The sequence below is a fragment of the Bacillus sp. FSL W8-0645 genome (assembly GCF_038007905.1).
Taxonomy (GTDB): domain Bacteria; phylum Bacillota; class Bacilli; order Bacillales; family Bacillaceae; genus Bacillus; species Bacillus pumilus.
The window spans coordinates 1,452,940-1,476,394 of the sequence record NZ_JBBOYC010000001.1 but is presented as its reverse complement, the minus strand read 5'-3'; the positions used below and the strand labels follow the sequence as shown (position 1 = coordinate 1,476,394).

Annotated in this window: 26 protein-coding genes and 1 pseudogene; 5 read left to right on the top strand and 22 right to left on the bottom strand. The window is 40.5% G+C overall.

Annotation, left to right across the window (positions count from 1 at the left end):
• The first annotated feature begins 68 nt into the window (after window positions 1-68).
• Window positions 69-344, top strand: coding sequence for a hypothetical protein (locus tag NST39_RS07425; protein ID WP_034619939.1), 276 nt, complete (start codon window positions 69-71; stop codon window positions 342-344).
• 65 nt (window positions 345-409) lie between these two features.
• Here NST39_RS07425 and lepB read toward each other — a convergent pair whose 3' ends face one another.
• The 8 genes from lepB to NST39_RS07385 form a co-directional block, all read right to left on the bottom strand.
• Entirely contained in the window at window positions 410-982 is a 573-nt protein-coding gene (lepB, locus tag NST39_RS07420) for a signal peptidase I (protein WP_034620046.1), read from the bottom strand.
• A gap of 211 nt (window positions 983-1,193) precedes the next feature.
• Complete coding sequence (locus tag NST39_RS07415; protein ID WP_106065215.1) at window positions 1,194-3,086, bottom strand: PTS fructose transporter subunit IIABC; 1,893 nt, start codon at window positions 3,084-3,086, stop codon at window positions 1,194-1,196.
• 13 nt (window positions 3,087-3,099) lie between these two features.
• Window positions 3,100-4,011 (bottom strand): 1-phosphofructokinase, encoded by a 912-nt coding sequence (gene pfkB, locus NST39_RS07410; RefSeq protein ID WP_106065214.1) that lies wholly within the window; start codon window positions 4,009-4,011, stop codon window positions 3,100-3,102.
• Window positions 4,008-4,763, bottom strand: a complete 756-nt coding sequence (locus NST39_RS07405) for a DeoR/GlpR family DNA-binding transcription regulator (RefSeq protein WP_003211999.1) — start codon at window positions 4,761-4,763, stop codon at window positions 4,008-4,010. The genes pfkB and NST39_RS07405 overlap by 4 nt, the downstream gene beginning before the upstream one ends.
• 321 nt (window positions 4,764-5,084) lie before the next feature.
• Window positions 5,085-6,278: an ABC transporter permease gene (locus NST39_RS07400; RefSeq protein ID WP_044142039.1), complete on the bottom strand. Its 1,194-nt coding sequence runs from the start codon at window positions 6,276-6,278 to the stop codon at window positions 5,085-5,087.
• Window positions 6,265-6,966: an ABC transporter ATP-binding protein gene (locus NST39_RS07395; protein ID WP_341027697.1), complete on the bottom strand. Its 702-nt coding sequence runs from the start codon at window positions 6,964-6,966 to the stop codon at window positions 6,265-6,267. The genes NST39_RS07400 and NST39_RS07395 overlap by 14 nt, the downstream gene beginning before the upstream one ends.
• Entirely contained in the window at window positions 6,963-8,069 is a 1,107-nt protein-coding gene (locus NST39_RS07390; RefSeq protein WP_111911409.1) for an efflux RND transporter periplasmic adaptor subunit, read from the bottom strand. Before NST39_RS07390 ends, NST39_RS07395 begins: the two co-directional genes overlap by 4 nt.
• 9 nt (window positions 8,070-8,078) lie before the next feature.
• Entirely contained in the window at window positions 8,079-8,705 is a 627-nt protein-coding gene (locus tag NST39_RS07385) for a YIP1 family protein (protein ID WP_341027694.1), read from the bottom strand.
• Between the two features lie 516 nt (window positions 8,706-9,221).
• Here NST39_RS07385 and NST39_RS07380 point away from each other — a divergent pair.
• Window positions 9,222-9,599 carry a Rok-like winged helix domain-containing protein gene (locus tag NST39_RS07380; RefSeq protein ID WP_003211488.1) on the top strand — a complete coding sequence of 126 codons (378 nt, stop codon included), beginning with the start codon at window positions 9,222-9,224 and terminating at the stop codon, window positions 9,597-9,599.
• Between the two features lie 46 nt (window positions 9,600-9,645).
• Here NST39_RS07380 and moaD read toward each other — a convergent pair whose 3' ends face one another.
• The 6 genes from moaD to NST39_RS07350 are packed head-to-tail and all read right to left on the bottom strand — an operon-like array spanning window position 9,646 to window position 13,780.
• A complete protein-coding gene (moaD, locus tag NST39_RS07375) occupies window positions 9,646-9,879 on the bottom strand; it encodes a molybdopterin converting factor subunit 1 (RefSeq protein ID WP_065097192.1) in 234 nt (77 codons plus the stop codon).
• On the bottom strand, window positions 9,872-10,363 hold the full coding sequence (locus NST39_RS07370) for a molybdenum cofactor biosynthesis protein MoaE (RefSeq protein WP_341027693.1): 492 nt from the start codon (window positions 10,361-10,363) through the stop codon (window positions 9,872-9,874). Before NST39_RS07370 ends, moaD begins: the two co-directional genes overlap by 8 nt.
• Window positions 10,360-10,884, bottom strand: a complete 525-nt coding sequence (gene mobB, locus NST39_RS07365; protein ID WP_268484875.1) for a molybdopterin-guanine dinucleotide biosynthesis protein B — start codon at window positions 10,882-10,884, stop codon at window positions 10,360-10,362. The genes NST39_RS07370 and mobB overlap by 4 nt, the downstream gene beginning before the upstream one ends.
• A complete protein-coding gene (locus NST39_RS07360; protein WP_341027692.1) occupies window positions 10,866-12,143 on the bottom strand; it encodes a molybdopterin molybdotransferase MoeA in 1,278 nt (425 codons plus the stop codon). Before NST39_RS07360 ends, mobB begins: the two co-directional genes overlap by 19 nt.
• Window positions 12,144-12,152: 9 nt before the next feature.
• On the bottom strand, window positions 12,153-13,169 hold the full coding sequence (locus NST39_RS07355; protein ID WP_113767610.1) for a thiazole biosynthesis adenylyltransferase ThiF: 1,017 nt from the start codon (window positions 13,167-13,169) through the stop codon (window positions 12,153-12,155).
• A gap of 29 nt (window positions 13,170-13,198) precedes the next feature.
• The gene (locus NST39_RS07350) at window positions 13,199-13,780 is read right to left on the bottom strand and encodes a molybdenum cofactor guanylyltransferase (RefSeq protein WP_341027690.1); all 582 of its coding nucleotides are present in this window, start codon (window positions 13,778-13,780) and stop codon (window positions 13,199-13,201) included.
• An 84-nt stretch (window positions 13,781-13,864) separates the two neighbouring features.
• Here NST39_RS07350 and NST39_RS07345 point away from each other — a divergent pair, with 84 nt between their 5' ends.
• Together NST39_RS07345 and NST39_RS07340 are read left to right on the top strand one after the other, a co-directional pair.
• Window positions 13,865-14,782, top strand: coding sequence for a sigmaE regulated sporulation protein (locus NST39_RS07345; RefSeq protein ID WP_341027689.1), 918 nt, complete (start codon window positions 13,865-13,867; stop codon window positions 14,780-14,782).
• A 122-nt stretch (window positions 14,783-14,904) separates the two neighbouring features.
• Window positions 14,905-16,055, top strand: a pseudogene (locus NST39_RS07340) (IS3 family transposase).
• A gap of 66 nt (window positions 16,056-16,121) precedes the next feature.
• Here the strand turns inward: NST39_RS07340 and rok are convergent.
• The 3 genes from rok to ahpA all read right to left on the bottom strand — a co-directional run bounded on the left by rok (window position 16,122) and on the right by ahpA (window position 18,257).
• Window positions 16,122-16,703: a transcriptional regulator Rok gene (gene rok, locus NST39_RS07335; protein WP_268484881.1), complete on the bottom strand. Its 582-nt coding sequence runs from the start codon at window positions 16,701-16,703 to the stop codon at window positions 16,122-16,124.
• Between the two features lie 470 nt (window positions 16,704-17,173).
• On the bottom strand, window positions 17,174-17,632 hold the full coding sequence (locus tag NST39_RS07330; protein ID WP_050945138.1) for a TlpA family protein disulfide reductase: 459 nt from the start codon (window positions 17,630-17,632) through the stop codon (window positions 17,174-17,176).
• Window positions 17,633-17,714: 82 nt separating this feature from the next.
• Window positions 17,715-18,257 carry a biofilm-specific peroxidase AhpA gene (gene ahpA, locus NST39_RS07325; RefSeq protein WP_003211758.1) on the bottom strand — a complete coding sequence of 181 codons (543 nt, stop codon included), beginning with the start codon at window positions 18,255-18,257 and terminating at the stop codon, window positions 17,715-17,717.
• A 271-nt stretch (window positions 18,258-18,528) separates the two neighbouring features.
• Here ahpA and NST39_RS07320 point away from each other — a divergent pair, with 271 nt between their 5' ends.
• Window positions 18,529-19,335, top strand: a complete 807-nt coding sequence (locus tag NST39_RS07320) for a mechanosensitive ion channel family protein (protein ID WP_341027687.1) — start codon at window positions 18,529-18,531, stop codon at window positions 19,333-19,335.
• A 43-nt stretch (window positions 19,336-19,378) separates the two neighbouring features.
• Here NST39_RS07320 and NST39_RS07315 read toward each other — a convergent pair.
• From NST39_RS07315 to NST39_RS07295, 5 genes are all read right to left on the bottom strand, one after another.
• Window positions 19,379-20,541, bottom strand: a protein-coding gene (locus tag NST39_RS07315) for an IS3 family transposase (protein ID WP_341027685.1) whose coding sequence is annotated in 2 segments (ribosomal slippage) — window positions 19,379-20,256 and window positions 20,256-20,541 — 1,164 coding nt in all. Because the reading frame shifts where the segments join, the coding sequence is not laid out codon by codon here.
• Between the two features lie 116 nt (window positions 20,542-20,657).
• A complete protein-coding gene (locus NST39_RS07310) occupies window positions 20,658-20,900 on the bottom strand; it encodes a YkuS family protein (RefSeq protein ID WP_003211408.1) in 243 nt (80 codons plus the stop codon).
• 50 nt (window positions 20,901-20,950) lie between these two features.
• Window positions 20,951-22,129, bottom strand: coding sequence for an N-acetyldiaminopimelate deacetylase (locus NST39_RS07305; protein ID WP_341027683.1), 1,179 nt, complete (start codon window positions 22,127-22,129; stop codon window positions 20,951-20,953).
• A gap of 34 nt (window positions 22,130-22,163) precedes the next feature.
• Window positions 22,164-22,874 (bottom strand): 2,3,4,5-tetrahydropyridine-2,6-dicarboxylate N-acetyltransferase, encoded by a 711-nt coding sequence (gene dapD, locus NST39_RS07300; protein WP_341027681.1) that lies wholly within the window; start codon window positions 22,872-22,874, stop codon window positions 22,164-22,166.
• Between the two features lie 109 nt (window positions 22,875-22,983).
• Window positions 22,984-23,442: a flavodoxin gene (locus NST39_RS07295; RefSeq protein ID WP_034662756.1), complete on the bottom strand. Its 459-nt coding sequence runs from the start codon at window positions 23,440-23,442 to the stop codon at window positions 22,984-22,986.
• Window positions 23,443-23,455: the final 13 nt, after the last annotated feature.

Sequence of the window (23,455 nt, the reverse complement as noted above, 5' to 3'; positions counted from 1 at the left end):
AGAACGAAGGCAAATTGTCCAATATGGTATAATAAGTGGGAATGATTTATTGAAGGAGTTCGTGCGATTTGAGATTACTTACACTGATGGAATACTGTTTATTGATTTTCTTTATGGGTATTTATTTATCTGCAACAGGCTTTAATGCGAGGGATTTTGGCCTTTATATTGGGCTTGTGCTTATTTACACACTGGTACACATCTTTTCGAAACGCTTTTTACAAAAGCGAGGGAAAGAAAATCATAAGATCGGATTGTTTCGGTCCGTTTTAGCCATTACTGGGTCTGTCTTCGCTTCTGTGTTGGCCATTGTGCTCATTGTTACAGTGCTCACGCCAAATTAAAAGCGACCCTTCTTTTAAGGGTCGCCCATTCAAGCACTTTTCTCACGCACCTGAGAAGGGTGCTTTTATTTTGTTTGCCGAATGTCGCCAAATGGGAAGAAAACAAATTCTGATGTCCCGACAACCCGATCCTTTTCAATGAGTCCAAGTCCATTTCTGCTGTCCATGGAATTGAGTCTGTTGTCCCCCATCACAAAGTAATCGTTTTTCGGTACTTTCACTGGACCAAAATCACCTGTCAAATGCACTTCATACTCTTTCGCATGTGCCTTGTTCTCTTTTAAGTAAGTCTCATCTACTTTTTTACCATTAATGTAAAGCGTATCATCCTTCATTTCAATCGTGTCTCCCGGAAGACCGATCAATCGTTTTACATAATGAATTTTCTGGCCATCTTTTCCATTAATAATCACGATGTCACCTCGTTTGACACCACCTAGATAGTTAATGGTTTTGTTGACAAACAGCTTTTCCCCATCATGAAGGGTCGGTTCCATTGACTCTCCTTCCACCACATACGGCTCAAATATAAACGTACGGATGAGCAAGACGAGCGCAAGTGCAATTAAAATGGCTTTGATCCATTCAAACAGTGAACTTTTCTTCTCTGTTTTGGCTTGCTTTGCATCAGATTGAATATCATTTTCGTTTTGTTTGTTTTCTTCGTTCAAAATACTGCTTCCTCCTAAGACTTTCTGCTAAAAGACTTGAAACGTGAATTGAATAACTTTACTTTATCACATGTCATTTAAAAATTCACAAGACAACCATTCAATTAGATATTTTTTCCTAATTTGTTCATAATTAAACAAAAAGAAGCACCGCTGTTCACGATGCTTCTCTTCTACTTTACGCTTCTAGTTTCACTGGTTTTTTCAAAATACCAAGTAAAATCGCTGTTACAACGGCACCGATTAAGATGCTGATGATATAAAGTATCGGATGATTTGTTACCCAGAAAACGAATAGTCCGCCGTGCGGTGCAGGAAGCGTGACTCTAAAGAATTCCGTTAATCCGCCAGCCACAGCTGCTCCAATGACAGCTGAAGGAATCACGCGTAGAGGATCAGCCGCTGCAAACGGGATCGCCCCTTCAGTGATGAAGGCAGCTCCCATGAAGTAGCATGTAATTCCTGCTTCTCGGTCACGTTTTGAGAATTTATTTCTAAAAATTGTTGTAGCAAGTGCAATACCTAATGGTGGTACCATTCCGCCTGCCATAATGGCAGCATGCGGTGCATAGTTTCCAGCAGCAATCATTGCAAGACCAAATGTGTAAGCCGCTTTGTTAATTGGCCCACCCATATCAATCGCCATCATACCTGCCAAAATAATGCCCATTAAGACAAGGTTTCCAGTACCTAAAGTTTCAAGCCAATGAGTTAATCCGTCCATCACCATTTTTACTGGTGTGTTAACAACGTAATGCATAATGATACCTGTGAAGAAAATACCGAACAATGGATAGAGCAGAACCGGTTTAATCCCGTCGAGCGACTGCGGTACGAAAGTGAATACTTTTTTAAGTAACACAACGACATAACCAGCAAGGAAACCGGCAATGAGTCCACCTAAGAATCCTGCACCTGCTGCTGACGCCATAAATCCACCGACCATACCTGGCGCAAAACCTGGACGATCAGCAATACTCATCGCAATAAATCCGGCTAATACAGCCACGATTAAGGCAAGTGCATTATCTCCGCCAATTCCTTTTAAAACAGCTGCAAATGAATTAAATGAAGGGTCATTAGGGTCAGCCGATTTAATACCCCAGAAGAATGAAATTGCAACAAGGATACCGCCCCCGACAACAAATGGAAGCATGTTGCTTACACCGCTCATTAAGTGCTTGTAGAAACCACTTCTCCCTTTGCCAGATGACTCATGTTCGTCTTTTGAAGAACTGCCGCCAGATCCTTTATAGATCGGCGCATCTTGATTGACTGCTTTTTCAATCAATTCCTGCGGACGACGAATTCCTGCTGTCACAGGTACTTCAATGACATGTTTGCCTTTAAAGCGTTCCATTTCAACTTGCTTGTCCGCTGCCACAATGATGGCTGGTGCTTCTTCGATTTCTTTTGCCGTAAGAGCGTGTTTAATACCGCCAGAGCCGTTTGTTTCGACTTTAATGTCAACGCCCATTTCTTTCGCTTTTTCTTTCAAAGCATCTGCTGCCATAAATGTATGTGCAATACCTGTTGGGCAAGCTGTTACTGCTAAAATCTTAGCTGGTTTACCTGATACAGCCGGCTCCTCTTGAACTTCCTCTTCTTCTTCATCGTCCTTGTCATGCGTATTGATGATATCGATGATTTCATCTTCAGTAGCCGCTTCAAGAAGCTGCTTTCTAATTTCTTCACGCATCAGAAGTGTTGATAAACGAGAAAGTGCTTCTAAGTGCGTGTTGTTTGCGCCTTCAGTTGCTGCAATCATAAAGACAAGATGACTCGGCTGCGCGTCCAGTGATTCATAATCTACACCAGCTACCGAGCGGCCAAATGCAATAGCAGGCTCTTTGACACTTGCTGTTTTAGCGTGAGGGATAGCAATTCCTTCACCAATACCAGTAGAGCTCTGTTTTTCACGGTTGATCACTGCTTCTTTGTAGCCCTCTTTATCATTTAACTTGCCAGCTGTATCTAAAACAGTGACTAGTTCTTCAATGACTGCTGCTTTTTGCTGGCTGTCTAATTGAAGCTTAATGGTCTGCTTTGTGAGTAGTTCTGTTATTTTCATGATGACTCCTCCTTTAAATGCGTGTGACTTTTACTTGTGGTAATAGTGTGTCGACAAGCTCTTTTGTCCCAAGCTCTTCAGAAAATGCTGTAGCACTGCCTGATGTGACGCCAAGCTTAAATGATTCTTCAATCGAAAGGCCTTTCGAAACGCCGGCTAAAAATCCTGCAACGACTGAATCCCCTGCACCAACCGAATTAACAAGCGTACCCTTTGGAACATTGGACTGATAAATCCCTTCCTTACTGAATAAGAGAGCGCCATCTCCAGCCATGGATACGATGACATGTTCAGCACCTTGTTCTAACAGCTTCTTCCCATAAGGAATGGCTTCTTCTGCAGTAGAGATGCTCGTCTCAAACATTTCACCTAGTTCATGATGGTTTGGCTTCATTAAGAACGGTTTCAAGCCTGCTGCTTTTTTTAGAGCTTCCCCGGAAATATCAAGGACAACTCTAACGCCTTGCTTTTCGCACACTTCAGCAATACGTTCATACGTGTTATGAGGCAATGAAGAAGGAATGCTGCCAGCTAACACAACGACATCTCCTTCAATCAATGAAGTAAATTGAGACAGAAACGACTCAAATTGCGCTTCAGTAATTGATGGGCCGAGTCCGTTGATTTCGGTTTCTTCACCTGTTTTTAGTTTCACATTAATTCGTGTATCTTCTGCCACCTCGTGAAAGGCTGTTTGTAATTGTTCGTTTTGTAAAAAGTCTTGAATATATTTGCCTGTAAATCCGCCTATGAATCCAAGCGCTTTTGATTCAACACCGTGACGTTTTAAAAGCCTTGAGACATTGATCCCTTTTCCGCCCGGATATTTTTTGTCATAGGTTGAACGATTCAAACCGCCGACTGCGAAATCCTCCACGTGTACGATGTAATCAACTGATGGGTTTAAAGTAACTGTATAAATCATGTTTTCACTACCTTTATAACCGTTTTTTCATGGTAATTATCGAATGAATCCTCTTTTGCGTCGTTTGTGATAATGGTGGCTTCCTGTAAACTAGCAAAGGTTGAAAACGATATTTCGCCAAATTTAGAGGCATCTGTTAAGATATAGGTTTTTTTCGCCTGCTTCATGGCCCTTTTTTTCATGAGCGCTTCCTCTGGATCAGGTGTTGTAAACCCTGCCTCGGGATGAATGCCGTTCGTCCCAACAAAGCTTTTGTCAAAACGGTAATTTTCCATCGCCGTCAAAGCTGCGGCTCCCACCATGGCTCCTGTTCGATGTTTCACTGATCCGCCTATCAGGTAAAAAGAAATGCCTTTTCTCATGAGTGCTTCAATGTGCATAACACCGTTTGTCACCACAACAATATCTTGTTCTGGATCGATATATTCAATCATTTGCTGTGTGGTCGTACCAGCGTCTAAATAAATACAATCGCCTTGTTTTAAAAGTGAAGCAGCTGCCTCTGCAACCAATGACTTTTCTTGAAGGTTTTTGGCAGATTTCTCAAATACATCTGGTTCAAGACGGATACTTGATATCTTGGCTGCTCCCCCATGAACTCTTTTAAGAAATCCTTTTTCTTCAAGGGCTGATAAATCTCTTCTAATAGTAGATTCAGACGCATCCGTCATAATCGTTAAGTCCTGTATTTTGATGACATCATTTTCTTCTAAACAGTCGATAATGAGTTGATGTCTTTCCGGTGTTAACATGAAAACACCCCCTTTTGAAAACGTATTCATTTTGCGCGCACCTTTATTGTAATCGCTTTTTTCAACATTATCAATACAAAACAATCAAATACATTCAATAACTATCAAAATCTTTCACAATGGTCATCTTACCTTTATATGTACCATTTGTAAACTGAAAAATATGTGACATTAAGATGAAAGTCATGATCTTAGCATTTCTATCATTTTTCATTTCATTCAATAGAACTAAAAAAAGCTTTTATGCGATGTGCATAAAAGCTTTTGATGTTTGATTACAGCGGAATTCACACTATTTGTATACTTTTGTTCTTCTCGAAATTATTCATATCTAAGAGAATCAATCGGATCTAGTCTTGCTGCTTTATTCGCAGGAATTAACCCAAAAACAATCCCAATAAACATACTAAACAGCACACCTACACAGATGATTTGCCAAGATACTAAGGACGGCCAGCCGGCAATGAGTGATACTAACGAGGCACCGCCTATACCTAGTGCAATCCCCATCAACCCGCCGATCAAGGTTAAGACGACAGACTCAATTAAAAATTGAACGAGTATTTGAGCCCTCGTTGCTCCAATCGCTTTTCGAATACCGATTTCCCTTGTCCTCTCTGTCACAGAAACAAGCATGATATTCATCACGCCGATACCGCCGACAAGTAAAGAAATTCCAGCTATTGAGCCAATGATTGTGGTCATAACAGACGTGATTTGACCAATGCCTTCTGCGATTTCTTCCATGTTGATCATTTCATAAGCATCTTCTGTATGATGATTTTCATTTAATAATGCAGCCGCACTCTTTCCTACTTCCTTCATTTGATCAGCATGTGCGACTTGAATTGACAACTTATCGTATTCATTGATCCCAAATGTGGAGGTGAGCATTGCAAAAGGGACATATATTTCATTCATATCGAATGAGAGCATCCCTTTTTGTTTGGCTAAAACACCGATGACTTCAACCGGCTGTCCGTTCATCCAAATCATTTCGCCCAATGCCTTCTGTCCATTAAATAATTCTTTTTGTAAGCCTTCAGAGATGAGGGCGGCTCTTCTGCCGCTTCTAAAGTCAATATCTCTTAAATTCTGCCCTTCTGCTATTTGTAATGAATGTACATTCGTATACCCTTCATTTATACCGTTAACTGTCGCATCCACTGTTGTATCTTGAAATCTCAACTGCATTCCTTGCGCAGTCGAAGAGGCAACCTGATTCACCCCATTGATTGTCTTAATGCTTTTTATGTCTTCCTCAGTAAATGTGGCATCGAATAAAGCGTTGGGATTTGCATTTAACTCTTCGTCAGACGGCGTATACGTCATATCAACTGTATTGTTTGGACCCGAAATTGACCCTTTTAGCATTTGCTCGCCGCCTTGACCGATAGCCACGACCGCAATGACTGATCCAACACCAATAATAATCCCAAGCATCGTTAAAATAGAACGTAATTTATGAGCTAAAACAGAATTCATCGCTATTTTGATATTTTCAAAGAGTTTCATTCATAGCGTCCCCTTGTGTCAATCTATCTTTAACGAGTCGGCCATCTCTTACAACGACCGTCCGATTTGTATATGCAGCTATTTCTTCTTCATGGGTGACAAGCACAATCGTTGTCCCTTCCTCATTCAGCTTAGTAAACTGTTCCATGATTGAGAAGCTTGTTTTTGAGTCAAGAGCGCCTGTCGGTTCATCTGCTAAGATAAGCTGCGGCTTATTGACAATTGCACGGGCTATTGCCACTCTTTGCTTTTGTCCTCCCGACAACTCACTTGGCATATGTTTCATTCGGTCTGTCAAACCAACCTTTTCAAGTGCCATCTCTGCGCGTTCTTTTCTTTCCTTTTGACTGATACCAGCGTAAATCATCGGAAGCTCAACATTACGCCTCGCATTTAACCTCGGCAGCAGATGAAATTGCTGAAAGACAAATCCAATGAATTGATTTCGAATCACTGCGAGGTCTTGATCCTTTGCTGCTGACAGCTCTCTTCCTTGAAAATGATATTGTCCTGTAGTTGGCCGGTCTAAACAGCCAACGATATTCATTAACGTCGATTTTCCAGAGCCGGACGGGCCCATAATGGACATATACTCGCCTTTTTCGATGACAAGATCGACCTCACTTAATACATCAAATGATTCTTGGGCAACCTCGTAGCTTTTTGTCACGTTTGAAAGCTGAATCATTCAGCATTCACTTCCATTCCGTCATACATATCATCTGATGGATGAGAAATGATTTGATCCTCTGCTATGACACCTTTTGTCACTTCAAGATCATGACCTGACGTTTCCCCTAGCTCCACTTTTACTTTTTTAAGTACATTCTTTTTGACAACATATACATATTGTCCATCATCCTCTTTTTTTACAGCTGATTCAGGAATCGTTAAGGCTTGACGCTTATCTGTTTCAATTTCCATGATCATTTTAAAACCAGGTTTTGCTTCAGGTTTTTTTCCCTTTATTTCGATTTCAACTGGATATTGCACCGTTTGATCACCTGCAGTTGTTTCGGATGCTGCCTGAGCAGGTACAACCCCCACTTTTTTCACGACCCCTTGCCAGCTCTTTCCGCGAATGACATCAGACGTTATCTTTACTTTTTGTTTCTTTTTCACTTTTATGGCGTCATACTCAGAAATCAATCCTCGCACAATCATTTTTTTCTCATTGCCAATATGAATGATCGGCTGTCTCTCTTCTGGCTTTCCTGCCCCTTCTTCTTGCTCAATGGAAATGACTGTACCGGCAATTTTACTATGTACGATTAAATCTTCTATTTGTGCTTTTACTTTTTCTTGGCTGATCTCTGCTTGTTTTTGTTCTAATTCAGCCGCTTTCAGCTCTAGTTCAAGCTGGTCTCGCTCGGTTTTAGGGTTGGCAGCGGAGTCGCCTCCTTGTTTTTTATCTAATTCGCTCAATCTATTTTGTAATTGTTCGCGTTTTAACGTACTGGATTCAGCCGCAAGAGCTTGCTGCTCTTCTTCAAGTTCCAGCTCTCTATTTTCATATGTAAGAAGCGGCGTTCCAGGCTTTACCTTTTCTCCTTCTTTCACAGAAATCCCCTTCAAGTGTCCCTTTTCCTCTTCTGCATAAATGAACTGCTCTTCAGAGAATGAAAGTGTCCCTGGCGTCATGACCGTAGTGGTGATTTCTTTTTGCGTAGGTTTTACTGTTTTGATAGCTGCTGTCGAAGCAGGCTTTGATTGATTTTTTGCAATGTTAAAGCCAATAAATAGACCGATAACAATAATAAAAATGGATCCGATGATGATTTTCTTTCTCATAAAGACATTCTACCCCCAGCTTACTGATATGGTGATTGCAGTTCCTACATATTGAAAAATGATAGATAAGAGATAAAAGACTCCTATAATGGTCCAAGCGATTCTTGGCGATATCTGGCCAACTTTCATCAATAAAAAGCCTGTTAAAACAAGGTTCCAGATCACAAATAGATCAATATTGGCAAGCACAGCATGCCATGGACCAGGCGTTTGAATGAGTGCATTTAATGAGGTGATTGTGATGTTTTTTGGCACATGGAACAGAATGATGGACAGATGAGAAATAATCGTACCAACGATCGTAACTGGTGTAATAAAAAGGACTGCTGAAAATAGCTGCTGAAACGATGCATCACCCTTTGCTAAAAATACGATGAACTTATATATTGCAGCATTAATCACAAGCCCGAGAAGTAGACCAATTAGCGTCACCACATAAACGACCGATACCGGCAAGCTTAAATCTGCCCACATTCCTTCATTCACCAGCTCTGACAAATAAGTGACAATCACTGTTAAAAGAAGTACACAGGATAAAGGCCACCAAACCACCGGATTTTCCCATACTCTTTTCAGGTGCTCTGAAGGTCTTATGCTCACTCCAATGATCGTAGGCTTTTGCATATTTTCTTTCATCAAATGTCACCCTCTCTATGTCATGCAAGTATGCAAACGCACATGCTCTCTCTTATTCTTTCTATTTTATCAAAAGATTGCCAATAAGTGATGGATGATTTGATTTTCTTATTTTCATTGCGGAAAAAAATGATCTATTATTCTATTATCATGAATGACAACCTCCAAATGACACCATGACCAGACCATATTCATATCAAAAAATAGAGGTTTTACTGACCTAAAAACATTTTATCAAAAAACACATGTCTTTCGGAATAAATATCCTTTTCCTTTGAATTTGGATAGTCTTCGTGAGACACAACATTTTTTTGTTAAAATAATCCTAGTAATTTCAACAAATCCCGGCTTTATAGGACTACGAATGGTTTCTTTTATAGAACAAATGAGCCTTTAGTAACAATACTTTCATATTAAAAAATTAAAAATATAATGATTTTACTTGATCAAAAGTTATTTTTTCATATAATGTAAAATAGAGGTAGGTTAAATGATAGTGGAAATGGAGTCAAGTGAATGTTAAGAGAAAAATTGAAAACGCAATTGATTTTACTTTATGAAAAGGAACAAGAAGCATGGCAATACTTTCGAAAGGAAAGAGAACTGATTTATCATGAGCTCAAATTACTTGATATGAAAGAAAGCAGACCCTCTAATGACAAAATATACTACGCTGCCAGATGTGTAGATATTATTAAAGAGAAAAAGGGTAGCATTGTGAGCACAAAAGAATTAAAAGAACAGCTTCAAGCCCAGACAGATTTCAATGTGAGACGAATTAGTGAATTGTATGATCTGATTCAGCAGCTCGATCCTCACATATCTAAAGCACGAAGGGGATGTTTTATTTACGAAGATCACACCCAAATACCTCTACAATCTTTTCACACATAAAAAATTGGTTACAGCCGCTGGCCATAACCAAATCCTCTAATATCTATTATCCACCGCTTACAGGAGGAATGAATGCAACAGTGTCCCCGCTACGCACTTCAGCGTTTCCCCTCGTATATAGTTCGTTGACTGCAACCATCACATTTTGTGCAGCATCAACACCGTATACCTCCTGTAATTCTAATTTAATCTCATCAACCGTTGTTTGATCTTTTTGAATGATGATTTGTTGTTTACCGGCCTTCTCAGCAAGGCCGGCGAACAATAATACACTAATCAAGCTGATCACCTTCTTTCTTTGCAAGTTGAAGATCGCTAGGTTTCCCCTCTGGATATGAAACTTTTTCAAGCTGATCACCTATCCAGGCTTCCCCGTCTTCCCAATATTCTTTTTTCCAAATCGGAACGATTTCCTTAATTCGCTCAATGGCATATTCGTTCGCTTCGTATGCAACCTTCCTATGAGGAGATGAAACGGCTATCGCAACAGCAATATCCGTTATATCAAGTGTCCCGATCCGGTGCACAATGGCTGCTTCAGTATCAGGCCATCGTTTCTTGATTTCTTGTCCAATTTGACTTAGCATGCTTTCAGCCATTGGTATGTAAGCTTCATAAGTTAAGCACAACGTTTTCTTACCGTTTGTCCACTCTCTGACCGTCCCGATAAACGTCGTAATGGCCCCTGCCTTCCGCCTTGTCACATGCTGAATCAATTCATTCACATCAATCGGCACTTTTGTTATTTTAAAAAGTTCACTCAAATAGAGCCACCTCCCTTCAATAAGTTATAACAAAATGTATGCGCATCCTTTTCAAAGGCTGAAAACACTGGAAAAGAGTAATTTTTGGCTAACTGAAACTCTTGAGAAAAATAAATAGCTGCTTGTATATCGGAAAGTGTTGAAAGATCAATGAGCTCCTCTTCATTCTTCACACAAACGATTTTACGGTATGGTGCCTGTTTATACCCTTCTATCAAGACCGCGTCTAATGGAAGATACTTACACATTTTGAGCAATTGCTTTAACGTGATGTGCTGCATTGAAAAGTGAAATTCACCCTCTCCTTCTACGCCAGCGGCAAATGCACCTGCCCCGACATATCGATCGGTGTCTTTTTCTTTCAAAAGACGATCTGGTTTACCGCCATGTCCATGGTGTTTAAAACAGCCTAGCTTCAGCTCATCAATTACAGCCAGCTGACAGAGCTTTTCAATCAACGACGTCTTTCCGCTGTTTTGATAACCGACCACCTGTAATATGCTTAATGTGTCATCCAGCATGGGGAACCCTCGCCTTCGTGCTGAAACAGCAGAACATGCACCTGATCACCAGCCTTAAAACCTCTTGTTCCACCTGGCAGCACAATGAAACAGTTAGCCTCTGCTATTGAGGTCACAGCACTTGATTTATCGAGACCTGTTGGGGTCACACTGAGCTGACTGCCAGTGAACTCAAGTGCCGCTCTAACAAATCGAGTAAACGGATTGGCTTTTGGGAAATCGTGTGTCAGCTTCGCCTCAGCAAAATCGGGTAACGACTGTGTCTTGAAAGACCATTTATAGATCATCGGTTTCACAAATAATTCAAAGCCAACGAAACAGGCAGCAGGATTTCCAGACAGGCCAAACAGCAGTTGACCATTTGGCATCACAGCAACCGTCGTCACACTGCCGGGTCTCATGGCCACTTTATTAAATAGCACCTGAGCTCCCAGCTTTTCATAAATTGCGGGGAGAAAGTCAAAATCACCTACAGAAACTCCGCCTGTTGTAATTAAGAAGTCTACCTTGCTTAAGGCTGCTTTGACTGCATGATAGCTTTTGTCAAATTCATCGGACACACCGCCTAAATCAAGCGGCTCTCCCCCAGCCTTAAGGATCTGGGCATAAACCATACTAAGGTTACTGTTTCTAATCTTCCCGTCCACCATCGCATCACTCACTTGAAGAAGCTCTGTACCTGTTGAGATGATGCCGATCACTGGCTTTTTGACAACTGGAACTACCGCATATCCGAATGTCGCCAATAAGGCCGTAACGCCCGGAGTTACTTTGGTTCCTTTTTTGAGCATCACATTCCCTTCAAGTACCTCTTCTCCTTGACGAGAAATATTGTCCCCTTTTTTCAGCGGTCTTTTAAGTGACATGTATGATTTTCCATCTTTTTCAAAGGTTTTAGTCAGCTCAAGCATGATGACGACATTTGCTCCATTCGGGATTTTTGCTCCTGTCATGATACGAATGGCTTGAAAGGGACCGATGGTTTTTGCTGAGACCACTCCTGCCCCAATATGATCAATGATCTCAAATTCAACCGGATGCTCGCTTGACGCTTCTTTTGTATCTTCTGCCCGAAGTGCAAAACCATCATACGGGGACCGATCAAATGCAGGCACATCATGATCTGCCAAAATGTCTTCTGCAATGAACCTTTCAAGGCTATTTCTTAAGGGCACCCATTCTGCTTCTCCATGCTTTTCATATTGATGGACTTTTTGAATGGCTTCTTGTACTGGAATTGGCTGACGTCTTTCCATCACACTTCACTCCTATATCCCTAGCAGTTTTGCTAGTAATGAATTGGCTGCTTTTTCATCATTTGTCCCATGGATTAATGCACGTCCACCTTTGAAAAAGACAATACGATAAGATTCATAGCGGACATGGATTAAGAAGTCATTCACTTCCACCTCACAAATAGATGACAGCCGCTCTTTCACATGCTGAAATGATAGATTAGCTAAATCCTTAGATACGACTTGGACGGTATCCCGCCCGCAAAGAATCGTCGTTTTTTTACGCTGCTCGTGTAAATAAGGATAGGTTCTATCTTTGCCGCAAGATGGACAGTCCTTCTGCTTAGTAAGAGACAAATCCATTTTAAACGATGTCGCCTGCCAAAGATCAAATGTGACAAATTTCCGTTCGATTTGATCTTCATGTCCTGTTAAATACTTTAGCGCCTCTGTTTGCTGATAAGCAGAAACCATCTGAACTGCTGGAGAAATAATCCCCGCTGTATCACACGTCAAGCCGCCAACAGGCAGTTCTGTAAAGACACACGATAAACACGGCGTTTTATCCGGCAAAATGGTCATATACATCCCCTGACTGCTCACACAAGCGCCATATATCCACGGCGTCTTCGTTTCCTGCGATAAATCGTTCATAACCATTCTCGTCTCAAAATTATCCGTCGCATCAATGACAATATTTGCGCTTTGAAATAACGGTCTTAACAGCTCCACCCCTGCATCTTCAATCAGGGCGTGTATGGTCACTTCATGATTGATCTCTTGGAGACGTTTTTTTGCCGCAGCTGCTTTCGGCACATGTGCCTTTGCATCATCTTCTGTGTACAGCTGCTGCCGCTGTAAATTTGAAAACTCTACATAATCACGATCAACAATCGTCAACTTGCCGATCCCAGACCGGACAAGCCCTTCCGCAGAGGCCGTTCCAAGTGCACCCGCTCCAACAATTAGAACATGACTGTCAGCAAGCGCACGCTGACCCTTTTCCCCAACCGGAGGGAACAAGATTTGTCTTGAATATCGGTCATTCAATGCTGTTCTCTCCTCACCATTTTTATGTATCATATCATACCGTTTTCAGGTAAATCGCTTCTTTTATTGATATTTCGAAATTCATTTGGTGTTGCGTTCAGTTCCTCCTCTGGGACGATACGCACCTTAAGCCTTTGAAGCAACTCTTTCATGGCTAATTGATTCTCTTTTAAACACGCATCAATGGACGGCAGACAGCGGCGGTGATAAAGCGCAAATAAAGGCTGTAATCTGCCCTGAACAAGCGGGATGATAGCATCTGTGTGATCGCTGCAATAGGACGATAATGCTTCGGCTGTCTCCCTCCGCACGAAAGGCATGTCACATGCCGTCATTAAATACCATGCTGCTTCTTGCTTTTGCATCGCCGTATACATGCCGGCAAGCGGCCCGCATCCGCGAACCTGATCATCATCCAACCACACATCTCGTTCACCTCTTTCTTTAAAAAAAGTCAGAAGTGATGGATGGCTGATGATAACTGTCTGTCCTTTCAAAAGCTGCTTTTTCACATGCTCATATAGTGGTTTTCCTTGATACATATAACTTGCCTTTGGCTCTCCAAAACGTCTGGATGCTCCTCCAGCTAAAATGACATTGACTACGTCCATCCGCTCACCCTCCTTTGATATGGTTGTTCTAATCGCACTCATCTCGCATACTTTATTGGTAACATGAATAAGGAGGGTCTATCGATGAAAAGGCGCCATGCTTCTCCACTATTCCATGACCTATCTCAAGAGAATTTATACTTAAAAGCGGAAACAGCCAAATATCAACAAATGATCTCTGATTTACAGTCCTCATATACGTATGCTAAAAATAAGAAGTTAACTCAAGAATATCACGAGATGAAAAAGGATTACACGCAATTAAAACAACAATTGGATGAAATGACCATTGATCAAGACGATGCAGCCTCAAAAATACAGGATCTTTCCTACAGCAAATCTGAATTATTACATAAAATAGTCCTTCTTCATGAAATGCTCCAAAAAGAAACCTTTCATAGAAGGAAAGAAACGGAAGAAAAACACCGGCTGCATTTAAAAGTAGTCAAATATAAAGAAATCTCTCAACAATTAAATGAACGGATGCAGGATCAAGATAAACGGCTTGCAAAAGAGGAGAAAAAAGGAAATACTTTATCCGCTGTGATTGAGAAACTGCAGCAAACATTAGGTGATAAAAACGCAGAGCTCAATCTATTACAGGAAGGCGTTAAACACCTGCAGGAGCGTTTTTTTGAAACACAAGAGAAATTACTGCAAATCGAAAAAGCAAAGGAAGCGATTTTTTATGAAACGCTCACAAGCTATCAAAAGCAGTTAGCAGAAAGTGAGGAATGGATCGCATCTCATTTTGCTGATATTGACCAGTCAGCCCAAACAAATTCACAACCATTCTCTCGAGACAGCCTCCTGCAAACAACGGAAGAAATCGAACCCATCTTGAAAAAGCTGAACGAACAAGTTCAAACACTCCAAGCACAAGTCGATGCGGTGCAGCAAAATGGAGAAGTCATGACAGTGAAGATTGAAGGCTTCAAAAAACAGCGTGATCACCTGTCAAAGGAACGAAAAATTGTCTATACAGTTGATCAAAAAAAGTAATGCTCGCAATAAAAAAACTGCTGGCTTGGAACTGACCCCATAAGATGAGACAAATAAAAAACACCTTCAAGTTTGAAAATGGATCGTTGTGATCCGAAATAAAACATGGAGGTGTTTTTTCTATGGGGACAAGAGTGAGTTATCCGGTTGAAGTCAAACAGAAGGCTGTAGAAATGAGATTGGCAGGCGTACCTATGAAAGAGATCATGCAGAAATTGAATATCAAGAATAAGACGCAGGTTCAGACATGGGTGAGGTGGCATAAGGCTGGGGATACACACCGGTTCGAACAGCCTGTTGGAAAACAATATACCTACGGAAAGGGTCCCGAGTACTCTTCCGAATTAGAGAGACTGCAGGCAGAAAATCGCTATTTGAGTCAACAGAATGAAGTTTTAAAAAAGTACAACGAATTGGAAAGGAAGTTGATAAGGAAACGTCAATCAAACTGGTAGAAGAATTGTGCAAAACGATGACGGTACAGGACATCTGTGTCCATTTAGGCATCTTACGTACTTCGTATTATAGATGGAAAAAGGAGTTGACTCAGAATCATTCTAAAAGACAACTAGAGAAATAGGTCGGCACGTTGTGCCGAAAGCACAAATATCGATATGGTTATCGAAAAATCACAGCCATACTAAAAAGGAGAATGCGTATTAACCATAAAACTGTTCAACGTATCATGCAGAAAAACCAGTGGCAATGCCGGGTTAAAATGAAAAAGCGTAAGAAGAATGGGCAGCCCTATGCCGTGGCCGGTAATATACTGGATCGGAACTTTCAGTCTGATCGCCCTCTTGAAAAACTAGTAACGGACATCACGTATTTGCCTTATGGACAGAAACAATTGTACCTTTCCAGTATATTGGATTTATATAATGGAGAAGTGATTGCTTTTACGATTGGTGATAAGCAGGACACAGACTTTATCTTAAACACACTTAATCAGCTCCCAGCACTGCCTGAGAATTGCGTGTTACATAGCGATCAAGGTTCTGTGTATACATCTTACGAGTATCAGAAAGCTGTTCATATAAAAGGCATTACCATGAGCATGTCCCGTAAAGGGACGCCCGCTGATAATGCCTCCATCGAATCGTTTCATTCCTCACTAAAGTCTGAAACGTTCTATCTTAACAGGATTGACCGCACTACGACCAGCATCGTAGAACGCACTGTCAAAGAATACATTTATTATTATAACAACATTCGTATTCAAACGAAACTAAACAACCAATCACCGATAAACTATCGGCAATTGGCTGTATAAAGGTGTTTTGATCCCTGTCTCAAAAACGGGGGTCAGTCCCCTTTTCGTCAGCAGTTTCTTTTTTATTTATTCGTCTTCTGTTTGAATATCGCCTTCTAAAATATACTGTCCGCGATATGGCTTTTTCACTTCAGGATACATTTTAATTAAGCTTTGCATAAACGTTGTCATATTGGGAATTTCAAGACCGCTCTCTTTTTCAATTTCTTTTTGAAGTTCAGAGCTTTTAATCGCTGCATTATGACGCTTTAACGTTTTAATCGCAGCTTCACGAAGCTTAGCTGCCTTTGAACCAGGGCGAGCTGTGCCTCTTCTGCGTCTTGTAGATCCTTCAGGAATACCTACAGGTGCACCGGTTAGCTGTCCTGTTCCTAAAGTTGATGCAGAATTTGATTGTGATTGTGCAGGCGGCTGGTAGCTTCTCATTTCTTGTGCAGCCAGTTCAGCTAATACAGGCAGTGAATCCGTTTTTCTTTCTGTACGCACTTCTTTTTTTGTATCTGACACTAGACCTGTTCCTTGACGGTCTAATTCTCTTAATTTTGCATAAATCGCATCTCGCTCAATTTGATATTCACGGATGACCTTTACTTCTGCTTCGTTTAATTGTTCCAATCGTAATCGTAACGCTTCCCTCTCATTAAACAATGGATTTCCCCCTCATCATATAAAAAATATTCTATAGTAAATATTAGATTAGAAAACTAATTTTATCAACTATTTTTTTATCATTTTACAGTTTGTTATCAGATAGGTATTTTCAACTAAAATTTTGCCAAAGAGGAACAATCGGCATCCATTTCATTGCCACTAAAGGCTTTTGACAAACCTTAAAATATTGTAAAAAATTTGAATAAACACTTATACTACTTGATTTACATCGTTATTTACCAAACTGAAATTTCTTTTGTGCAAAAACGTTCTGAATAGTAAAAAGTTAAAATCTTTACATTTTCATTTCAAAACAAAAATGTAAATAGGTCGTTATACCTTTTTGTTTCAGGAATATTTTTTTATAAACTCCCTCAATTTCTCTTTTCTTAGGAAGGCGAAGTCCATTCCGTGCAATAGGTCGCCTATTTTTGTCCATGAAAAAACCCCCATTTATGGGGGAAAGCCTATTCTGCAGCCTTTTCAGACTCAGAAAGCACTCGATTGACACGTTTCTCAAGCATTTTCATTCCGCTTCCGCCAGCTTGGAAGTGGCGCAGAGCACCTGTTTTATCAAATACATAATATGCTGGTACATATTCATTTTCAAAGGCTTCTGTTAATTTATGATCACTGTCCACAAAAATTGGCTGCGTGATTTCATGCTCTTTCGCAACTTCCTTGATCTTATCCAGATCTAGGTCATCCTCTGAACGCGGCATATGAACGGCTATCACGTTTAGTTGATCCTTGTATTCATCACGGAATTGATTGACTTGAGGCATTGCCTCTTTACAAAGATGACAGCTGACTGACCAGAAATGAATCAATGTTGGTTTCTCACCAATCAGATCTTCTTTTGTTACTTCTCCATTTAACCATTCTTTTGCACCAGTTAGTTCTGGCATTGGTTGACGTAATTTCATTATGAAGCGCCTCCATCCATTGTATGTGTCGAAACAAAAAGGTCTAACATTAGTTAGACCCTTCTGTTTCTTCAGCTATCAATTAAAGTGTTTTTTGACCAGGCTTCCAGTTCGCTGGGCAAAGTCCACCAGTTTGTAATGCTTGAAGAACACGTAATGTCTCATCTACATCACGACCGATATTGTTGTGGAATACTGTTTGATATTGAAGTTCGCCTTCTGGGTTGATAATGAATAGACCGCGAAGTGCAATTCCTTCTTCTTCAATTAAAACGCCGTATTCTCTAGATACTGTGTGGTTTGTGTCAGCAGCTAGCGGATATTTCAATTCACCTAGACCATTGTCTTTACGGTCTGTGTTGATCCAAGCAAGATGCGTATGGATTGTATCAGTAGATACACCAATAATTTCAGCATCTAAATCTTCGAACTCATCATAACGATCGCTCATTGCTGTAATTTCAGTTGGGCAAACAAATGTGAAATCCATTGGGTAGAAGAAAAGAACTGTCCATTTGTCATTCTTCATGTTTTCTTCTAGACTCACTTTACCAAATTCCTTGTTAGCAAGTACTGCTTCCATTTCAAAACGTGGAGCTTGTTTTCCTACAAAACGCTCTGCCATATGTAAATCCCTCCAAAAATAATATCTTTATACAGACTTCTAAGCTGCATATAAAATGAGAATCAAAAGTTGAAATTCTCATTTAGTTAATAACTTCACAATTACAATTATAATACTTAAGCGGTTTTTAGTCAATATTAATTAATAATAAATTTAATTAACGTTTTGTCACAATCTCTTACTCCACTTAACAAAAGTTTAACATGTCTTGCAGAAGGGAACAAATGATTAGCTTCTCTATTAGAGCATACATAGAAAGGTTTTGAAGATCATGAAAGCATTTGAACAAGTAGATTGGGTTTCTATTATCCTCAATAGCAGTGTGATTTTGCTAAAACTAATCGCTATTTTCGCGATTTATTTTATCATTAGAGCCATCGGAAATAAGATGATTAAGCGTGCCTATTCCACATTCTCTGAAAAGCATGATGTCTCTTTATCAAGAGCTCAAACGCTGCAAAGTCTTACGTTAAATATTTTCGCCTACTTATTGATTTTTATTCTAGTGGTCATGATCCTCGACTTATTTCATTATAACCCAACCGCTTTATTAGCTGGGGCAGGCGTTGTGGGGCTTGCAATCGGCTTTGGCGCTCAAGGGCTAGTGAGTGATATTGTGACAGGATTCTTTATCTTATTAGAGAAACAATTCGATGTGGGAGAATATATAACAGTTGCTGGCTTTGATGGGATCGTAGAACAAATTGGACTTAGAACCACGCAGCTTCGAAGCTTTGACGGCACCCTTCATTTTATTCCAAATCGAAGCATATTGAACGTGAGCAATCATTCAAGAGGGACTATGCAGGCACTCGTCGATATCGAGCTATCTCCAGAAGAGAATGTGGATCAAATGATCACAGCTCTTCAAGCTGCGTGTGATGAAGTGCGGGAGGACATTCCTCAAATTATCGAAGGACCTCAAGTTGTCGGCGTGGAGGCGTTCGGATCCTCTTCCCTTGTACTGCGCATCATTGCAAAAACCGAAACAATGGAGCAATGGCGGGTAGAACGAATCTTGCGCAAAAAAATGAAAGAAGTTCTCGATATAGAAAAAGAGCAAAAAGAACCGGGATGAATAGACTGACATAGCAGAATGAGACACGAATAAAACACCCTTATTAGGCTGACATGCTACCAAATGTTTTTGGTGCGTGGTAGCCTAATTTTTCTTGGATACGCTCTTCATTATAATACTTGATGTAACGGTCGATTCGTTGCCTGACATCTTTTTCTGATATAGAATTGAATTTTGTAAACATAAATTCCTCCGATTTTAAGCTGGAATGGAATGATTCAATCACTGCGTTATCCCAACAGTTACCTCGTCTGGACATACTGCTTGTGAGGTTCCTTGCCCCCAGTTCCTTTTGATATGCATACGAACTGTATACACTTCCTTGATCTGAATGCACAAGTACACCTTTAGGCAAATTCCTTTTCTCTAAAGCTGCCTTCAATGTGTTCAATATGAGTGATGTCTGTTGGTGATCATCTAGGGTATAGGCTACAACTTCGTTGTTGTATAAATCCATAATGGTCGAAAGGTAGAGCGTTCTCGGTCCATACTGAATATAAGTAATATCTGTTACCCATTTTAAATTCGGGTGTATTGCAGTGAAGTTTCGATTTAATATATTTGGGGCAATGATGACAGATTCCCCTTGTGATTTCCATTTCCTTTTACGCTTCACACGACATTGAAGATGGTATTTTTGCATGATGCGCTGTACAGTATTTCGGTTTCGTTTGATATCATATTGACGCTGAAGTAGCTTTCGAATCTTACGGTGGCCGTACCGGAACGACGTTTCGGTACATAAGGAAATAACAGCCTTCTCGACTTGTGATTTTTTACGTATTCCTTCGGATACCCAACGATAATAGGTCGATCTGGCGACCTGCAAAATACTTAAGATAGACGTTACTGTATATTTCTTCCGTAGTCTCTTGATCAAATACAAGGCTACTCCCTTTTCAACTCCTCTACGATCTCCAAATATTTTTTTAGAATTTCATTCTCCATCTTAAGGTGTTCAACCTGCCTATTCACTTTTTCCTCTTTGGATACATTGTCAGGTCCATGCCCAAAGCTATATTGTTTTCCAATTGGCTGATCGAATCGATGTAACTGATTTCCTCGATACCACTTCATCCATGTTTTAATCTGAGATACATTCTTTATATGATATTTATCCATAATTTGTTGATTGGTAAACTGCCCGCTTAATTTATCTTTCACAACCGCCCATTTTATTTCAGCTGAATATTTGTTTTTTTTCATAAAAAATACCCTCCAAATTAGCACTTAGTTTAAGTGTATCACTTGAAGGGTGTTTTTTTATGTCCCTTTTGACTAGGTTAGTCTAGATCATCTACCGGTTCTTTTTCTTGTTAGTTTTATTGAACACGCTGTTCTACTTCTTGACAAATTTCATCAGCCGTCATACCTGACGCGGTAATCACAGATGCTTTTGTCGTTGTGTCTGAGATGCCAAGAACATTTGAATCTAGTCCTGTGACAACATAGCAATCACACTGATCCATTTGCTGTTCATTTTGAATACGTACGACGTCATATCCTTTTTGCTTCAGTAATTCTTCTACATCGGATAAAGATGGTTCTACACCAATTCTTGTCATAATCAAGAACACCTCCTGTTCATAAGGTGTACAGGAGGCAGCTTGATTATTCATTCCCCTGCTTGCTTTTTGAAATAAGCTGTCATAACGTTTACAGCTGTTTCAATCGCTTTTTCATCAGGCATGAGTTTTGCATGATGCAGGCCATATTCTGAATCGACCCCTAACCAAAACATGAATCCAGGGTATTTTTTCAGCATGTAGCCAAAATCTTCTCCTGTCATGGCTTCTCTGCATTCAACCACATTCGCAAGCCCTTCTCCGGCAATATATGACATGAATTCCTCTGTCAGTTCCTTTGAATTGTCCACTTCGTAATAAGATGATGGATATCGCACGGTTGCCTTGCATTCGTAGCCAATTTCAATCCCTTTTGCTAGTGCTTCAATTCGCTTTCTCACTTTTTCCATAGATTCTGGTGAAAGTGTACGAATGGTGCCATCAAGCTTCGCATGCTGCGCAATGATATTTTGAGCCGTTCCTCCTGTAATCGTGCCAACCGTAATGACCGCACTATCAAGAGGATCGACATTACGAGAAATAACCGATTGCAGCTGACCTACAAGTGCACTCGCAGCCACAACCATATCATTCGCTAAATGAGGGTAAGCAGCGTGCCCGCCTTTTCCTTCAATATCAATTACTAGCTCACTCGTATTGGCAAAAAGCAGCCCTGGCTTTGTGGCTATCGTTCCGACAGGATACTCAGGTGCAATATGCAGCGCTGTAATAAAATCTGGCGTCCACTTTTTCAGCACATCACTTGTAAGCATCGGTTCAGCTCCGCCTGGACCTTCTTCTGCCGGCTGGAACATAAATAATAGATCTTCTTTGATAGGCTCATGAACGAAATGATCAATGACCCCAAGTGCGATGGTCATATGAAGGTCATGTCCACACGCATGCATCTTCCCTTCATGTACTGATTGAAATGGATACCCAGTGTCCTCAGGAATAGACAGACCGTCCATATCTGCACGATAAGCAAATACGCGCTCAGGATTTGTTCCCTTTACTTTGACAAAAAGTCCAGTTCGCCAAGTTTCTATCTCAACTCGATCTTTTGAATAAGCACCAAGATGATTGATGAGGTACGCTTGTGTTTTGAATTCCTTAAAACCAAGCTCAGGGATTTGATGTAAATCTCTTCGAATGGATATCAATTGCTCACGATTTAACAAGTGAACTCGCTTCCTTTCCTCTATACGAATAAGACGTGGATATATCATCCACGTCTATGTCTTCAGCTGCGAATTATTTGAATTAAAGCTGACGCAGTTCTTGTTTAATTTCTGTTTTACCTTTTGTTTTTTCATCAATGTCTTTGATTTTCTTTGCAGGTGTACCTGCTACAACTGTGTAAGGCTCTACATCGTTCACAACGATCGCACCAGCAGCTACGACTGCACCTTTACCAATTGTCACACCTTCTAGAACAACAGCGTTCGCACCGATGACAACTTCATCTTCTACGACAACTGGTTTAGCAGACGGCGGCTCAATGACACCTGCAAGAACAGATCCAGCACCGATATGACAGTTCTTACCTACTGTCGCACGGCCGCCAAGCACCACGTTCATGTCAATCATCGTACCTTCGCCGATCACAGAACCGATATTAATAGAAGCCCCCATCATGATGACTGCATTATCACCGATTTCAACTTGGTCACGAATGATCGCACCTGGCTCAATACGTGCTTTAATGTTCTTTAAATCTAACATCGGGATTGCAGAGTTGCGGCGGTCATTTTCCACGACAACATCTTCAATTTTGTCTTTGTTCGTTTCTAGCACTTCTTGAATGTCGCTCCACTCACCGAAAACAACTCCAGTGTTTCCTGTGATGAACGTTTTTGCATGTTCACCAAACTCAATACCTTCTAAATCACCTTTAATGTAGACTTTGACAGGTGTTGATTTTGTGCTATTTTGAATAAATGAAATAATTTCATTAGCGTCCATTTGTTTCATGTATGTATGTCCTCCTCTTAATTTATACTTCATTACTGTACCAAAGGAGAGTTTTAATGACAAGTGAAAGAGTTGACTCTTCAATGGACAATAAAACAAGTGGGACCGATTACCCCGCTTCCTGCTGGTGAAGATGAACAAATTGCTTGCCAAAAGAAATCAATTTCTCCTCTTCTTCTCCTTCTGGATTTAGCTCGATCTTGACGGATGGCAGGACAATGTCACCGCCAAGCTCCTTCACTTTTTCTTCGATTAGGTCAACAGCTCCGCAAAAATGCTCATAAGATGTATCCCCGGAACCGAATACAGCAAATGCTTTTCCCGTTAAATCAAGCTCTTCCATTTCTTCATATAAATCAATAAAATCATCAGGAAGGTCACCATCTCCCCATGTGTACGCACCTAACATAATGTGCGTGTAATCATTGAGAAGCTCTGCATCAATATCCATTGCTTCATGACGGTCCACGCTAGCTCCTGCTTCTGTTATTCCTTTTTCAATTAAATCTGCCATCGCTTCTGTATTCCCAGACATCGTGGCATACACCAGTAAAACCTTTTCTGTCACTTTTTCTTCCTCC